16 protein-coding genes are annotated in these 14,124 nt (G+C 71.9%); 4 read left to right on the top strand and 12 right to left on the bottom strand.

Going from position 1 to position 14,124, the window contains the following annotated elements; genetic code table 11:
• Positions 1-170 precede the first annotated feature (170 nt).
• Both ABKA19_RS12230 and ABKA19_RS12225 read left to right on the top strand, forming a co-directional pair.
• Positions 171-1,037, top strand: coding sequence for a PhzF family phenazine biosynthesis protein (locus ABKA19_RS12230; protein ID WP_353689134.1), 867 nt, complete (start codon positions 171-173; stop codon positions 1,035-1,037).
• 32 nt (positions 1,038-1,069) lie between these two features.
• A complete protein-coding gene (locus tag ABKA19_RS12225) occupies positions 1,070-1,948 on the top strand; it encodes a PhzF family phenazine biosynthesis protein (protein ID WP_353689133.1) in 879 nt (292 codons plus the stop codon).
• Between the two features lie 124 nt (positions 1,949-2,072).
• Here ABKA19_RS12225 and ABKA19_RS12220 read toward each other — a convergent pair whose 3' ends face one another.
• The 10 genes from ABKA19_RS12220 to rlmE form a co-directional block, all read right to left on the bottom strand.
• Entirely contained in the window at positions 2,073-2,261 is a 189-nt protein-coding gene (locus ABKA19_RS12220) for a DUF2065 domain-containing protein (RefSeq protein WP_353689132.1), read from the bottom strand.
• Positions 2,261-3,124, bottom strand: a complete 864-nt coding sequence (gene hflC / locus ABKA19_RS12215; protein WP_162376760.1) for a protease modulator HflC — start codon at positions 3,122-3,124, stop codon at positions 2,261-2,263. Before hflC ends, ABKA19_RS12220 begins: the two co-directional genes overlap by 1 nt.
• A complete protein-coding gene (hflK, locus tag ABKA19_RS12210) occupies positions 3,121-4,266 on the bottom strand; it encodes an FtsH protease activity modulator HflK (RefSeq protein ID WP_353689131.1) in 1,146 nt (381 codons plus the stop codon). Before hflK ends, hflC begins: the two co-directional genes overlap by 4 nt.
• 163 nt (positions 4,267-4,429) lie before the next feature.
• The gene (gene hflX / locus ABKA19_RS12205) at positions 4,430-5,743 is read right to left on the bottom strand and encodes a ribosome rescue GTPase HflX (RefSeq protein WP_353689130.1); all 1,314 of its coding nucleotides are present in this window, start codon (positions 5,741-5,743) and stop codon (positions 4,430-4,432) included.
• Positions 5,744-5,796: 53 nt separating this feature from the next.
• Positions 5,797-6,072, bottom strand: coding sequence for an RNA chaperone Hfq (hfq, locus tag ABKA19_RS12200; protein WP_162376757.1), 276 nt, complete (start codon positions 6,070-6,072; stop codon positions 5,797-5,799).
• Positions 6,073-6,160: 88 nt separating this feature from the next.
• Complete coding sequence (miaA, locus tag ABKA19_RS12195; RefSeq protein WP_353689129.1) at positions 6,161-7,144, bottom strand: tRNA (adenosine(37)-N6)-dimethylallyltransferase MiaA; 984 nt, start codon at positions 7,142-7,144, stop codon at positions 6,161-6,163.
• Between the two features lie 165 nt (positions 7,145-7,309).
• Entirely contained in the window at positions 7,310-8,203 is an 894-nt protein-coding gene (folP, locus tag ABKA19_RS12190) for a dihydropteroate synthase (protein ID WP_353689128.1), read from the bottom strand.
• A gap of 221 nt (positions 8,204-8,424) precedes the next feature.
• Positions 8,425-8,643, bottom strand: a complete 219-nt coding sequence (locus tag ABKA19_RS12185) for a hypothetical protein (RefSeq protein ID WP_353689127.1) — start codon at positions 8,641-8,643, stop codon at positions 8,425-8,427.
• A 102-nt stretch (positions 8,644-8,745) separates the two neighbouring features.
• Complete coding sequence (gene ftsH, locus ABKA19_RS12180; protein WP_353689126.1) at positions 8,746-10,680, bottom strand: ATP-dependent zinc metalloprotease FtsH; 1,935 nt, start codon at positions 10,678-10,680, stop codon at positions 8,746-8,748.
• 88 nt (positions 10,681-10,768) lie between these two features.
• Positions 10,769-11,398 carry a 23S rRNA (uridine(2552)-2'-O)-methyltransferase RlmE gene (gene rlmE, locus ABKA19_RS12175; RefSeq protein WP_353689125.1) on the bottom strand — a complete coding sequence of 210 codons (630 nt, stop codon included), beginning with the start codon at positions 11,396-11,398 and terminating at the stop codon, positions 10,769-10,771.
• An 84-nt stretch (positions 11,399-11,482) separates the two neighbouring features.
• Between rlmE and yhbY the strand changes: the two genes are divergently transcribed.
• Both yhbY and ABKA19_RS12165 read left to right on the top strand, forming a co-directional pair.
• Positions 11,483-11,788, top strand: a complete 306-nt coding sequence (gene yhbY / locus ABKA19_RS12170; protein WP_162376751.1) for a ribosome assembly RNA-binding protein YhbY — start codon at positions 11,483-11,485, stop codon at positions 11,786-11,788.
• Positions 11,789-11,818: 30 nt separating this feature from the next.
• A complete protein-coding gene (locus ABKA19_RS12165; RefSeq protein WP_353689124.1) occupies positions 11,819-12,193 on the top strand; it encodes an Mth938-like domain-containing protein in 375 nt (124 codons plus the stop codon).
• A 465-nt stretch (positions 12,194-12,658) separates the two neighbouring features.
• Here the strand turns inward: ABKA19_RS12165 and ABKA19_RS12160 are convergent, their stop codons facing one another.
• Entirely contained in the window at positions 12,659-13,423 is a 765-nt protein-coding gene (locus ABKA19_RS12160) for a peptidoglycan DD-metalloendopeptidase family protein (RefSeq protein WP_353689123.1), read from the bottom strand.
• A gap of 49 nt (positions 13,424-13,472) precedes the next feature.
• Positions 13,473-14,123, bottom strand: a complete 651-nt coding sequence (locus tag ABKA19_RS12155; protein ID WP_162376748.1) for an exopolysaccharide biosynthesis protein — start codon at positions 14,121-14,123, stop codon at positions 13,473-13,475.
• Position 14,124: the final 1 nt, after the last annotated feature.

Here is a 14,124-nt window from a genome sequence, read left to right as displayed (position 1 = left end):
AGTGTGTTGTGGGGACCACCCGACCACCGGGCATGAACCGCCGATTCTAAGCGCAATCGGCCTGCGGCGATGGCCCGCGCACTGCGCCGCGCAGGCGTCGCGGATGCGCCCGGCGCGGTACCCGGTGCGCTGGTACGCTCGGCCATCCCGTTGCCCAGGCCCGCCCCGCCATGCCCACGCGCCGCTACCTGCAGGTCGATGTCTTCGCTCCCCGCGCCGGCGCGGGCAACCCGCTGGCGGTGGTCTACGACGCGCAGGGCATGGATGCGGCAGCGATGCAGGCGTTCGCCGCCTGGACCAACCTGTCGGAGACCGTGTTCTTCCTGCCGCCGTCCGACGGCGGCGCCGATTACGCGATCCGGATCTTCACCCCGCGGATGGAGTTGCCTTTCGCGGGCCACCCCAGCGTCGGCGCGGCCTGGGCCGCGCTCGATGCCGGGCTGGTCCGCGAACGTGATGGCCAGCTGGTGCAGGAATGCGCCGCCGGACTGCTGCCGGTGCGGATCCGGCACCAAGGCGACCGCCTGCTGCCAGCGGTGCGCAGTCCCGCGGCCAGGCCGGTGGATGCACCGGCGCCGGGCTGGCTGGCCGGCGATCGGGTCTGGGGCGCCGCGCGCGGGGCCCTGCGGCCGGCGCTGTGGAACAACGGCCCGGACTGGTGGCTGCTGGAACTGGCCGACGAGGCCGCGGTGCGCACCCTGCGTCCCGACCAGACCGCGATCGCCGCGCTGCCGGGCAGCGGCAAGCTGGCCGTGTTCGCGCGCGCGGACCCTGGCGACGGCGCGGACCTGGTGGTGCGGGCGTTCGCACCGGGCGCAGGCATCGCCGAAGACCCGGCCACCGGCAGCGTCAACGCCAGCATCGCCGCCCTGCTTCACCGCCACGGCCGCCTGCCGGGTGCCGGCGGCCGCTACCTCGCCAGCCAGGGCCGCGAGATCGGTCGCGACGCGCGCCTGGAACTGGTCGTCGACGCCGATGGCGGGGTGTGGGTCGGAGGTGAAGTGCACGCGGTGATCCGTGGCACGGTGGACTGGTAACCTCGGCCCCCTTCCCCGACAGGATCGTCGCCATGGCCACCCGCCCCTTCGTCCAGGTGGACGTGTTCGCCGACCGCCCCGGCGCCGGCAACCCGCTGGCCGTGCTGCCGGACGCAAGCGGCCTGGACGAGGCGGCGATGCAGGCCATCGCCCGCTGGACGCGGCTTCCCGAGACGACATTCGTGTTCCCGCCGACCCGCGAAGGGGCCAGCTACGGCATCCGCATGTTCAGCCCGAAGCGCGAGGTGCCGTTCGCCGGCCATCCCAGCGTCGGCACCGCCCATGTGGTGCTCGAGGCCGGCCTCGCCCAGGCACGCGACGGGCTGCTGGTGCAGGAGGGCATCGCCGGCCTGCTGCCGCTGCGGGTGGACGCCGACGGCGGGGTCCGGCGCATCGCGATCCGCACGCCACGCGCGCGCCTGGTGGAAACGGCCGACGGCCGCGGCTCGCGCATGGCCGAAGCGCTGGACTGGCTGCCGTTGGGCGAGCTTCCACCGGCGCTGATGGATGGCGGGCGCCGCTGGTGGATCGCCGAAGCGCGCGACGAGGCCAGCCTGCGCAACGCCATGCCGGACTGGGATGCCATTGCCGGCCTGGCCCGCGGCACCGACAGCATGGGCGTGCTGGCCTTCGCCCGCTGCAGCGGCAGCGACTACCAGGTCGCCGCACGTGCGTTCGTCGGGGGGCCGGCGGTGTTCGAGGATGCCGCCTCGGGTGCGGCGAACGCCACGCTTGCCGCCTGGCTGTCGCTGCGCGATGCGCTGCCCGGCCGCGACGGCCGTTACCGCGTGAGCCAGGGCCGCGAAGTCGGCTACGACGCGCGATTGGACATGCAGGTCGATGCCGAGGGCGAGGTATGGTCAGGTGGCCGCGTGGTCAGCGTGGTACGCGGCACCATCGACTGGCCCTGAGCGGTCGCCCGATCGAGCAGGCACTTCTTCGTGTAGGAGCCCATCCTCATGGGCGACCCGATGCCGCCGGCACAGGCGACGTTCCCGTGGCTCCGACGCCCGTGTCGCCCATGAGGATGGGCTCCTACAAGCGCAGCCACCACAGGGACACGACGCCCGCGAGCAGGACCACGGCGCCGAGCCGCCGCAGCGCGCCGTCCGGCCGCTGCAGCAGCTGCTCCATCATCCGCCGCCACAGCCCCGGCGCGGCGAACAGGAACAACCCCTCGATCACCGCGACCAGGCACAGCGCCTGGAGCAGCGCGCCCGGCATCAGCGTTCGTTCTTGAAGTACTGCAGGAACGGGTCGTCCTTCTCCAGCACGATCACGCCCTTGCCGTCGGCGAACGCGGCCCGGTAGGCCTCCAGGCTACGGTGGAAGGCGAAGAACGCCGGATCCTGGCTGGCCGCTTCCGCGAACAGCCGCGCGGCCTGGGCGTCGCCTTCGCCGCGCAGCTGCTGCGCGTCGCGCTCGGCCTCGGCCACCAGCACCGCCTGGTCGCGGTCGGCCTGCGCGCGCACCGTGCGGGCCTGCTCCTCGCCTTCGGCGCGCAGGGCGCTGGCGACCTGCTTGCGCTCGGCGCGCATGCGGTCGTAGACCTGCGTGATCACGTCGCTGTCGGTCGGCAGGTCGATCTGCTTCAGGCGGATGTCGACGATGCGCATGCCCAGCGTCTCGGCGCCCTTGTTGATGCCGTCCAGCTGCCGGGCGATCACCTCGCTGCGGTCCCCGGACACCAGCTGGGTCAAGGTGCGCGAGTTGATCTCGTTGCGCAGCGAATCCTTGATGATCGGCGCCAGGCGGTCGGCCGCGGCCGATTCAACACCGCCGGTGGCGCGGTAGAAGGCGCGCGCATCGTTGATGTAGCCGATCGCCACGAAATCGACGCTGACGTCCTTGCGCTCGGACGTCAGGTAGCGCTCCGGCGAAAAGTCGACCAGCGCGAAGCGGCTGTCGAAGGTGCGCACGGTCTCCACCAGCGGCACCTTGAAGTGCAGGCCCGGGCCGATGTCGGTGCGCGCCACGCGGCCGAGGTTCAGCACCAGGGCGACCTGGCCCTCGCGGACCACATAGACCGAACCGAGCAGGCCCAGCGCGGCGGCCACCGCCAGGGCGATCCAGAGGGAGTACTTCATCGGGCGGGATCCTCACGGCCGGTGCGGGCGGAATCGCGGCCGGTGCCGCGCGTCGCTTCGGGAGTGCTTTCGATCGCGGGCATCAGCGCCTCGGCGCCGATCGCCGGACCCACCGGGGCGTTCGTGGCCGCGCCGGCGGGCGCCATCGGCACGTAGATCAGCTGGCGGCCGTCGCCACCGACCACGGTGCGGTTCTTCGCCAGCACGTCCTGCACGGTTTCCAGCCACAGGCGCTTGCGGGTGACCTCCGGCGCGTTGCGGTACTCGTCGCGCAACAGGCTGAAGCGGGCCGCATCGCCCTCGGCCTGGGCGATCTTGGCCGCCTTGTAGCCTTCGGCCACGGTGCGCCGGCGCGCCGCCTCGCCGCGCGCCTCCGGCACCACGCGCGCGGCATAGGCGCGCGCCTCGTTGATCAGCTGGTCCTTGATCTGCTGGGCGCTGTTGACCTCGTCGAAGGCCGGCTTGACCTCTTCCGGCGGACGCGCGTCCTGCAGGTTGAGCTCGGTCACGACCAGGCCGGTGCGGTAGGCGTCGAGCGAGGCCTGCAGTTGCTGCGCGGCGCTGGCCGACAGCGGGCCGCGGGCGCCGAGCACGGTATCCAGGTCGGCGCGGCCGACCTGTTCGCGGACCACGCTCTGCGCGACCTGCTCGAGCATGCGGTCGGCGTCGCGGGAGCCGAACAGGTACAGGCGCGGGTCGCCGACCCGGTACTGCACGTTCATGGTGACGTTGACGATGTTCTCGTCGCGGGTCAGCACCGGCACGGTGTTGCTGAAGGTCTTGATCTGGGTCGCGTTGACCTTGATCACCCGCTCCACCGGCCACGGCCACTTCAGGTTCGGGCCCGGTTCCATCACCCGCGCGAACTGGCCGAAGCGCAGGACCACGCCGCGCTGCTGCTCGCCGACCAGCTGGAAACTGCTCAGCAGGACCAGCAGGGCCAGGCCCAGCAACACCCAGCGGCCGATGCTGCCGCCACCGCCACCGCCGCCGAACAGGTCGCGCAGCCGGGCCAGCAAGCCGTCCAGGCCGCCGCCGCCATTGCCGGGGGCACGGCGCGGGGGCCAGGGATTGCGGGGCGGGCTGTCGGGCGAATCGCCGTTCCTGCCGGGGCCGCCCTTACCAGGGGTGTTCCAGACCATGAAAGCTCCGTATCGAAGGGTCCCGGCCGTCGCCGCGGGCGCGGGCGGGGCATGGCCCGATTCTAGCAAGACCGCGCCGGCTGCCCCCGGGCCATTGGCATGGCCGCGTTGGCGCGGCGCGGTGCGGTACAGGAAGCGGCCTGGAACGACAGGCGCGGTGGCTTCAGTCGTCCTGCCGCGGCGGCAGCATCGCGCGCAACGGTTCGCCATCGGCGCGGGCGGCCAGGCGTTCGACCTCGCTCCGCGGCAGGTCCACCTGCAGCAGCCAGCCGTGCTCGTCCGCCTGCTCGGCGCGGACCGCCTCCAGCTGGTGCAGGCGCGCCCTAAGCCGCCCGGCCTGCGGCGGCAGGCGCAGCTCGCCGAACACGCGCTGCAGGTCCAGGCGCCGGGCCAGCGCGGCCTGCAGCAGCTCCAGGCCGCGGCCGTCGCGCGCCGACAGCCATACCCGCTCGCGGTGGCCGGGGTCGTCGGGGTCGCCGCCGCTGTGGTCGTGGCGCGCCTCGGCGCCCTCGATCCGGTCGATCTTGTTGAACACCAGCAGCTGCGGCAGGTCGCCGGCGCCGACTTCGGCCAGCACCGCGTCGACCTGGGCGATGCGGTCGTCGCGGTGCGGGTCGGCGGCGTCGATCACGTGCAGCAGCAGGTCCGCCTCGCGCGCCTCCGACAGGGTCGAGCGGAAGGCGGCCACGAGCTCATGCGGCAGGTCGCGCACGAAGCCGACCGTGTCGGCCAGGACCACGCTCCCGCCCGGCAGCGCGATACGGCGCACGGTCGGGTCCAGGGTGGCGAACAACTGGTCCGCCGCGTAGGCGTCGGCGCCGGTCAGCGCATTGAACAGCGTGGACTTGCCGGCATTGGTGTAGCCGACCAGGGCCACCCGCGGCAGCTCGCTGCGCACGCGCGCGCGCCGCATCTGGGTGTGCTGCACCTCGACCTTGTCCAGGCGCCGTTGCAGCTGCTCCAGGCGCTTCTGCAGCAGGCGGCGGTCGGTTTCCAGCTGGGTTTCGCCGGGGCCGCGCAAGCCGATCGCGCCGCCGCGCTGGCGCTCCAGGTGGGTCCAGCCCCGGACCAGGCGGGTGGCCATGTGCCGCAGCTGGGCCAGCTCGACCTGCAGCTTGCCTTCGTGGCTGCGGGCGCGCTGGGCGAAGATGTCCAGGATCAGCCCGGTGCGGTCGACCACCCGCCGCTGCAGCGCCTTCTCCAGGTTGCGCTCCTGGCCGGGGCTGAGCGGGTGGTTGACCAGGATCAGGTCGGCGCCGGTGGCCTCGGCCGCGGCCTTGACCTCGTCCAGCTTGCCGCTGCCGATCAGGGTGGCGGGATTGGGGCGATCGATGCGCGCGGTGAGCGTGGCGGCCACGCTGGCGCCGGCCGAACGCGCCAGGTCGGCGAATTCCTCCAGCACGTCCTCGGGCACGGCCCCACCTGCGTGGGGCTGGATCAGCAACGCGTGTTCACCCTTGCGGGAACGTTCGAACAAACAGGACTCCGGGAAGCAACGGCACCGTCAACCTGCCCGGTCGCGGTGCGTGGTCATTCGGCCTCGTCGCCGCCTTCCTCGGGCTCGCCCGGCTGCTGCACGTAGCCGCCACCCGGTCCGACCCGGACATTGCGCGACGGCACGACGGTGGAAATGGCGTGCTTGTAGACCATCTGGCTGACGGTGCTGCGCAGCAGCACCACGAACTGGTCGAAGGACTCGATCGTACCCTGCAGCTTGATGCCGTTCACCAGGTAGACCGACACCGGGACGCGTTCGCGACGGAGTGCGTTCAGGAACGGGTCCTGCAGAGATTGCCCCTTGGACATTGGCTGGTTCCCCTTGTTCTTCTTATGGGTGACTGCTTGTCGGATGCGTCGGGCGCACCCGGGGCCTCCCCCGGCCCGTCCGGGCATGTTACACAACCGCGCGGTGGTGCAAGCCCGCGGGACGGGCGAGGAAACAGGCGACCGCCTGCCGGAGTTGACCGCCGTCACGTTCCGGATCGAACCAGCGCGCGTCCAGTTCGCCGCGCAGCCAGGTCAGCTGGCGCTTGGCCAGTTGCCGGGTGGCGTGCACGGCGCGGTCGCGGAACGCCGCCGCGTCGGTCGCCCCGTCCAGGTGTTCCCACGCCTGGCGGTAGCCGACCGCCCGCAGCGCAGGCAGGTCGAGTGGGCGCGGATGGGCGCGCAGCTCCGGCCGCGCGCGCAGGGCGCGCACCTCGTCGAGGAAGCCGGCATCAAGCATCGCATCGAACCGGCGCGCGATCCGCGCGTGCAGCACCGCGCGGTCGACCGGCGCCAGCACCAGCTTGAGCACCCGCAGCGGCAGCCGCGGCGGCGGCGGATCGCGCTGCCATGCGCTGATCGGGCGCCCGCTCAGGCGGTACACCTCCAGCGCGCGCTGGATCCGCTGCGTGTCGCCGGGCCGGATGCGCGCAGCGGCAGGCGGATCGACCCGCGCCAGTTCCTCGTGCAGCGCCGCCCAGCCGCGCTGCGCCGCTTCGGCGGCGATCGCCTCGCGCAGCCCCGGATCGGCCTCGGGCATCGCGGCCAGCCCGCGCAGCAGCGCCTGGAAGTACAGGCCGGTACCGCCGGCGAGCACCGGCAGCCGGCCGCGGGCGACGATGCCGTCGATCGCCAGGCGCGCGTCGCCGGCGAACTCGGCCGCCGAGTAGGGTTGCCATGGCTCGCGGATGTCGAGCAGGTGGTGCGGCACGCCGGCGCGTTCGCGTGCGTCCGGCTTGGCCGCGCCGATGTCCAGGCCCCGGTACACCAGCGCCGAATCGACGCTGACGATCTCGCCACCGTACTGCCGCGCCAGTTCGACCGCGAACGCGGTCTTGCCCGACGCGGTCGGGCCCATCACCGCGATCGCCAGGGGCCTGGCATCTACCGGCATGGCCAGCTCCCCCGGCGCAGCGAGCCGGCAGGCGTTGCGGGCCGGCACGGCGGCGGCAGCGCCGGCGCGCGGCGGAAAGGGAATGGGAAAAAGGCGCTCACGTGGCGGGATGCCGGACCATCGACGGGCGCAAAGCTTACCGGAGCGCCGGCGGACCGATCACCGCTACTCGTCCGGCCAGCGGATCGCCGGCGCCGCGTCGCTGCGCGGCGCCGGCACCGCGGCCACCGCTTCCCAGACCTTCAGCGCATCCACGGTGGCGGCCACGTCGTGCACGCGCACGATCGCCGCACCGCGCTGGGCGGCGAGCAGGTGCGCGGCGAGCGAACCGGCGACCCGCTCGCCCGGCACCGCGCGCCCGGTCAGCTCGCCGATGCTGCGCTTGCGCGACAAACCGGCCAGCAACGGCACGCCCAGTTCGGCGAACCGCTCCAGCCCGGCCAGCAGCAGCACGTTGTGCGCGGTGGTCTTGCCGAAGCCGAAACCCGGATCGACGACGATGTTCTTCCTGGCGATGCCGGCCAGCTCGGCGGCGAAGATGCGTTCGGCGAGGAACCGGTGCACCTCGGCGACGACATCGTCATAGCGCGGATCGTCCTGCATCGAACCGGGCTCGCCGAGCATGTGCATCAGCACCACCGGCACGCCCAGCGCGGCCGCCGTTTCCAGCGCCCCGTCGCCACGCAGGGCACCGACATCGTTGACCATGCCGGCACCGGCCTGCACCGCCGCGCGCATCACTTCCGGCTTGCGCGTGTCCACGCTGATCGGCAGCGCGGTCTCGCGCGCCAGCCGTTCGATGACCGGCACTACCCGGCGCAATTCCTCCTCCAGCGGCACCGGTGCCGCGCCGGGCCGGGTGGACTCGCCGCCGACGTCGAGGATGTCCGCGCCCTGCGCCGCAAGCGCCAGGCCATGGGCGACCGCCGCCTCGGCGCTGGCGTGGGCGCCACCGTCGGAGAACGAATCGGGGGTGACGTTGACGATGCCCATCACCCGGGTGCGGTCGAGCTTCAGGACGCGGCCGGCGCAATCCAGGCTGGGGGAAACGTCGAACATCGGCGGCATCCACGGGTCGATAGCGCGCAAGTCTGGACCGTGGCCACGCCTGGGACAACCGCGCCGCCAAAAAGGGCGACCGCCCCGTATGGGGCCGAGCCGCTGCTCCGCGTGGGAACTGCGTGCCCGCCTTCCAGCACCGACGCGCGCACACGCCGCAGGCGGGGATTATTCCTGCTGGCGGTTCGGTCCCTTCGACCGGACGGGCCCGCGGTGCCGGCTCAGGGGACTGGCGGGCCGTTGCCCAGGTCCGCGTCGAAGCGCTCCGCGCGGCGGCGCGCATACAGGCCGAAGCCGAACGCACCCGCCGCCAGCAGCACGGACAGGCCGACCAGCGGCAGCGGCAATCGCCCCAGCGCGTAGAACACGGCGGTGATCGTCAGCATCATCGAGGCGCCGGCGAATCCACCCGTGGCGCGGGTGCGCCACGGGTTATGCACGAAATAGCTGCGCCGCGGTGGCGGTTCCTGCGGTGGCGGTTCCTGCCGCGGCGGGTTCTCCCGCGACGGCTCTGGCGGCAGCCCGGCCATGCGCCTGCAGGCTCAGGTCTGGGTGGCGGGACCGCCTACCGGCGGCAGCGGACGCGGACCGCTCTTGTTGTCGCCGTCCTTGCCGGACTTGCCCCAGCCCATCGGCGGCGGCGGCTCGCGGCCTTCCATGATCGCGTCGATCTGCGGCGCATCGATGGTCTCGTACTGCAGCAGCAGCTGCGACATCGCATGCAGCTTGTCGATGTTCTCGGTCAGCAGCGTCCGGGTCTTGGCGTAGGCGCGGTCCAGGATCGAACGCACGACCTCGTCGATCCGGCGCGCGGTGTCGTCGGAGACGTTCTTGTGCTGGGTGACCGAGCGGCCGAGGAACACCTCGTCCTCCTGCTCGCCGTAGGCGATCGGGCCCATCTCGTCGCTCAGGCCCCACTTGGTGACCATGTTGCGCGCCATCTTGGTCGCGCGCTCGATGTCGTTGGAGGCGCCGGTGGTGACCTTGTCCTCGCCGAAGATCAGCTCCTCGGCCACGCGTCCGCCGTACAGCGAGCACAGCTGCGACTCGATCGCCACCCGGTTCATCGAATAGCGGTCGCCCTCGGGCAGGTACATGGTCACGCCCAGCGCACGGCCGCGCGGAATGATCGTGACCTTGTAGACCGGGTCGTGCTCGGGCACCAGGCGGCCGACGATGGCGTGGCCGGCCTCGTGGTAGGCGGTCAGCGTCTTCTCGTCCTCGCTCATCGCCATCGAGCGGCGCTCGGCGCCCATCAGGATCTTGTCGCGGGCGCGGTCGAAGTGGTCCATGCGGACCTCCTTGGCGTTCTCGCGCGCCGCGAACAGCGCCGCCTCGTTGGCCAGGTTGGCCAGGTCGGCGCCGGAGAAGCCCGGCGTGCCGCGCGCGATCACCATCGGCTCGACGTCGTCGGCCAGCGGCAGCTTGCGCATGTGCACCTTGAGGATCTGTTCGCGGCCCTTCACGTCCGGCAGGCCGACCACCACCTGGCGGTCGAAGCGGCCGGGGCGGAGCAGCGCCGGGTCGAGAACGTCGGGGCGGTTGGTCGCCGCGACCACGATCACGCCCTCGCCGCCGTCGAAGCCGTCCATCTCCACCAGCAGCTGGTTGAGGGTCTGCTCGCGCTCGTCGTGGCCGCCGCCCAGGCCGGCGCCGCGATGGCGGCCGACCGCGTCGATCTCGTCGATGAAGATGATGCACGGCGCATGCTTCTTGGCCTGCTCGAACATGTCGCGCACGCGGCTGGCGCCGACGCCGACGAACATCTCGACGAAGTCGGAACCGGAGATCGAGAAGAACGGCACCTTGGCCTCGCCGGCGATCGCCTTCGCCAGCAGCGTCTTGCCGGTGCCCGGGGGACCGACCATCAGCACGCCGCGCGGGATCTTGCCGCCGAGCTTGGTGAACTTGGACGGATCGCGCAGGAAGTCGACCAGCTCGCCGACCTCCTCCTTGGCCTCGTCGCAGCCGGCGACGTCGGCAAAGGTGACCTTGACCTGGTCCTCGCCCTGCAGCTTGGCGCGCGACTTGCCGAACGACATCGCGCCCTTGGCGCCGCCGCCGCCGCCCTGCATCTGGCGCATGATGAACAGCCAGAAGCCGATGATCAGCAGCACCGGCAGGAAGTTGAGGACGATGCCCCAGAAGCCCGGGCCGGTCTTCGGCGGCTCGCGGGTGACCTCGATGTTCTTGCTCAGCAGCTGGTCGGTCAGCTTCAGGTCGATCGGGCCGACCACCTGGCCCTCGGTGCCGTCGCTGCGCTTGTAGCGGATGACGTTGCTGGTCAGGGTGCTGTCGTCGGTGATCACCACCGAGCGGATCCGGCCGGACTCCACGTCCTGCAGGAAGCGGGTGTAGGTCGGCGCCTCGCCGGCGGTGGCGGTCGCCCCGTCGCGCGGCGAGAAGCTCTGGAACACGACCATCAGCACGATGGCGACGACCACCCAGAGCAGCAGATTCTTGGTCAAGTCGTTCATCCTCATCGGCTCCGCGGTTCCCTGTACATGGCGTGTCGCACTGGCTTGGTCGGGTGGTCTTGCTTGGGTCGAGCTTACCGGATCGGGCTCAACGGGGCTGGGCGCGCTTGCCCTGGGCCAGGGCATACACTTCCGGCGAACGCTTGCGCGAGGCCGCCGGCTTGCGGATCGCCACCTTCTCGTAGCGTTGGCGCAGCTGGCGGACGTACTCGTCGAAACCCACCCCCTGGAACAGCTTGATCAGGAAGGTCCCGCCGGGGCGAAGGTGGTGGTCGGCGAACTCCATCGCCAGCTCGGCCAGGTGCATCGCCCGCGCCTGGTCGACCACGTCCACCCCACTCATATTGGGGGCCATGTCCGACAGCACAAGGTCGACGCGCTGGCCGTCCAGCCGTGCCTCCAGCTCCGATAAGACGGCGTCTTCCCTGAAGTCGCCATGAAGGAATTCGACCCCGGCCAGCGGCGGCATGTCGAGGATGTCCAGGGCGAGCACCCGGCCGCCGTCGCCCATCGCCTGGCGCACGTACTGCGACCACCCGCCCGGCGCCGCGCCCAGGTCGACCACGACCATGCCCGGCTTGAGCAGGCGGTCGCGCTCGATCAGCTCCTCGAGCTTGTAGGCCGCACGCGAGCGCAGGCCCTCGGCCTGGGCCTTCTTCACGTACGGATCGGCGAAGTGCTCGCGGAGCCAGCGCTGGCTGCTCTTGCTGCGGGACATGCGGGGGAGACCGGGCGGAACGCCCGTGGCGGTATGGACGGCCATGATACCCTGAACAACCCCATGCCCCGCCCCGGTATCCCGATGTCCGTCGTCCTCACCAACGCCCAGAACCGCTTCCTCCGCGGCCAGGCTCACGGGCTCAAGGCGTTGATGCAGGTCGGGGGCAAGGGCGTCACCCCGGCCCTCGTGGCCGAACTGGATGCGGTGCTGGAGCGCCATGAGCTGGTCAAGGTGAAGGTCGCCGCCGAGGACCGCGAGGCCCGCGACGCGATGATCGCCGAGCTGGCCGGGCAGACCGGCGCCGCGCTGGTCCAGCGGATCGGCCACACCGCCACCCTCTACCGCCCCGCCAGCGAAAGGCCGGCGATCGTGCTGCCGCGGGCCTGAGACGGGGCGGCCGGACCGGATCCCGAAGCGATGCAGCTGAGCCACGAACGCCCCGATTACGCCTGGGTGGTGCGCGGCGCCGATGCGCGCCACGTGCGCGTGAACGACCGCGTGCTGGAGCGCAGTTTCGCCCTCGCGCCGGACCACCTGTTCGAGGACTGGGCGCCGCCCGCCAGTGCGACCGCCCTGGAGCCGGCCCACCTGCAGCCGCTGCTGGCGCTGTCCCCGGAACTCGTGGTGCTGGGCACGGGCGGCCGCCAGGTGTTTCCGCCGCCCGCGGTGCTGGCCGCCTGCCTGACCCGCGGCATCGGCATCGAGGTCATGGACAACGCCGCCGCCGCACGCACCTACAACGTGCTGGCCGGCGAAGGCCGGCGCGTGGTCGTGGCCTTCCTGCTCGGCTGACCGGCGGCGGCACTAGCGCTTGGGCAGGTACAGCAGCGGATCGACCGGCTTGCCGTTGTAGCGGGCAAGGCCGCGCAGCCTGCGATCCACCGGATCGCGCGCGGTCGAGCGCCCGGCGCGCTGCGCCGGGCCGGGGATCCGGCTACGGTCGCGATCGAGGGGTCTAGCGCTTGGGCAGGTACAGCAGCGGATCGACCGGCTTGCCGTTGTAGCGGGCAAGGCCGCGCAGCCTGCGATCCACCGGATCGCGCGCGGTCGAGCGCCCGGCGCGCTGCGCCGGGCCGGGGATCCGCCTACGGTCGCGATCGAGGGGGCTAGCGCTTGGGCAGGTACAGCAGCGGATCGACCGGCTTGCCGTTGTAGCGGGCGAGGCCGCGCAGCCTGCGATCCACCGGATCGCGCGCGGTCGAGCGCCCGGCGCGCTGCGCCGGGCGGGGGATCCGCCCACGGTCGCGATCGAGGGATCTAGCGCTTGGGCAGGTACAGCAGCGGATCGACCGGCTTGCCGTTGTAGCGGATCTCGAAGTGCAGCATTTCGCGCTCGGCACCCGTGCGGCCCATCTCGGCGATCTGCTGGCCGGCTTTCACGCCCTGGCCTTCGGCGACCAGCCGCTTGCGGTTGTGGCCATACGCCGACAGCCACTGCTCGTTGTGCTTGACGATGATCAGCTCGCCGTAGCCGACCAGGCCGGCGCCGGAATAGACGACCACGCCGTCGGCCGCCGCGGTGACCGGCTGGCCGCTGCTGCCGCCGATGTCGATGCCCTGGCGGGTGTTGTTGCCTGCCACGTAGGTGTTGAGCAGGACGCCCTGGGCCGGCCAGCGCCAGCTGAAACCACTGCTGGCCGGCGCACTGGAGGCGGGCGCGGGGCTCGCCGGCCGGGCCACGGGTTTCGGTGCGGTCACCGTGCGCGTGGGCGCGGTCGCCCCACCGCTGCGGCCACCGCCCTGGCCCAGCGCCAGGCGCTGGCCGGGGTAGATCGTGTACGGCGGCTTGAGTCCGTTCCAGCGGGCGATGTCCTCGACCGCGACACCGTTCCGGCGGGCGATCGAATACAGGGTTTCTCCCTGCTTCACCACCACCGACGCGCCACTGCGGCCGCTGGAACCGGCTTGGCCCGCCTCGGCTTGCGGCGTGCGCACCACGGTGCTGCTGCACGCGGCCAGCAGCACGGCCAGTGCCAGCGCCAGGCCGCAACGAATCCGCACGCGTACGCTTGTTCCGGTCATCACCACTCCATCCATCGCGGCCGCGGGCCCCGGGCCGACAGCATGCCTGTCATCCTGTGAAATGCCGCAGCAACCCGTGCGCGGCCATGCCACCACCGCCGATCAGGATACCGAAGTAGACGATCGTGCCGATGTTGGCCAGGTGGCCGAGCAGGATCGCGGTGCCGTCGCGCTGGATCATGCCGATCGCATAGAACAGCAGCGCCAGCCCGGGCAGCGTGTTGCTGAAGGGAATGAAGCCGAACGGCGCCATCAGCAGCAGTGCGGCGAGGATGAAGGCCAGGTTGTTGAAGATGTCCTGCGCGCGCCCGTCGACCAGGCCCCGCAGCCGGTAGGGACGGCTGATCTTCTCCAGCCGGCGCACCCAGTGCAGGCCGCCGCTCAATGCCGGGCGCAGGCGCGCGGCGGGCAGCGCGCGTTCGCGCAGCTTCGCCGGCAGCCACAGCGGCCGCCGCAGGACGCGGCTGATGCCGACCAGCAGGATCGCCGCGCCGAATACCGTGCTCACGCCCGGGATCGATACCGGGATCAGGAACACGAGGGTCAGCAGGATGGTCAGCAGAAGCAGGCCTTCGTCGCCAAACACCTGCAGCAGCTCGCCCAGGGTGAGGCGGTCCGGGGGGAGCTGTTCGATGATGGCGGCGAGCTGGTCGCCCAGTGCGCCGGCTTCGTTGATCTTCGCGAACGCAGGTTCGGCCATG

Origin of the sequence: Pseudoxanthomonas sp. Soil82 (genome assembly GCF_040446535.1) — a bacterium.
GTDB classification, from domain to species: domain Bacteria; phylum Pseudomonadota; class Gammaproteobacteria; order Xanthomonadales; family Xanthomonadaceae; genus Pseudoxanthomonas; species Pseudoxanthomonas kaohsiungensis.
This window is presented reverse-complemented; position numbering and strand designations above follow the sequence as displayed.

Coding starts and splice junctions, on each gene's coding strand:
- ABKA19_RS12230 (WP_353689134.1), top strand. CDS start 171: ATGCCCACGCGCCGCTACCTGCAGGTCGATGTCTTCGCTCCCCGCGCC.
- hflC (WP_162376760.1), bottom strand. CDS start 3,124: ATGAAGTACTCCCTCTGGATCGCCCTGGCGGTGGCCGCCGCGCTGGGC.
- ABKA19_RS12225 (WP_353689133.1), top strand. CDS start 1,070: ATGGCCACCCGCCCCTTCGTCCAGGTGGACGTGTTCGCCGACCGCCCC.
- folP (WP_353689128.1), bottom strand. CDS start 8,203: ATGTTCGACGTTTCCCCCAGCCTGGATTGCGCCGGCCGCGTCCTGAAG.
- hflK (WP_353689131.1), bottom strand. CDS start 4,266: ATGGTCTGGAACACCCCTGGTAAGGGCGGCCCCGGCAGGAACGGCGAT.
- ABKA19_RS12155 (WP_162376748.1), bottom strand. CDS start 14,123: ATGGCCGAACCTGCGTTCGCGAAGATCAACGAAGCCGGCGCACTGGGC.
- hfq (WP_162376757.1), bottom strand. CDS start 6,072: ATGTCCAAGGGGCAATCTCTGCAGGACCCGTTCCTGAACGCACTCCGT.
- ABKA19_RS12220 (WP_353689132.1), bottom strand. CDS start 2,261: ATGCCGGGCGCGCTGCTCCAGGCGCTGTGCCTGGTCGCGGTGATCGAG.
- ABKA19_RS12160 (WP_353689123.1), bottom strand. CDS start 13,423: ATGACCGGAACAAGCGTACGCGTGCGGATTCGTTGCGGCCTGGCGCTG.
- rlmE (WP_353689125.1), bottom strand. CDS start 11,398: ATGTCCCGCAGCAAGAGCAGCCAGCGCTGGCTCCGCGAGCACTTCGCC.
- ABKA19_RS12165 (WP_353689124.1), top strand. CDS start 11,819: ATGCAGCTGAGCCACGAACGCCCCGATTACGCCTGGGTGGTGCGCGGC.
- yhbY (WP_162376751.1), top strand. CDS start 11,483: ATGTCCGTCGTCCTCACCAACGCCCAGAACCGCTTCCTCCGCGGCCAG.
- ftsH (WP_353689126.1), bottom strand. CDS start 10,680: ATGAACGACTTGACCAAGAATCTGCTGCTCTGGGTGGTCGTCGCCATC.
- miaA (WP_353689129.1), bottom strand. CDS start 7,144: ATGCCGGTAGATGCCAGGCCCCTGGCGATCGCGGTGATGGGCCCGACC.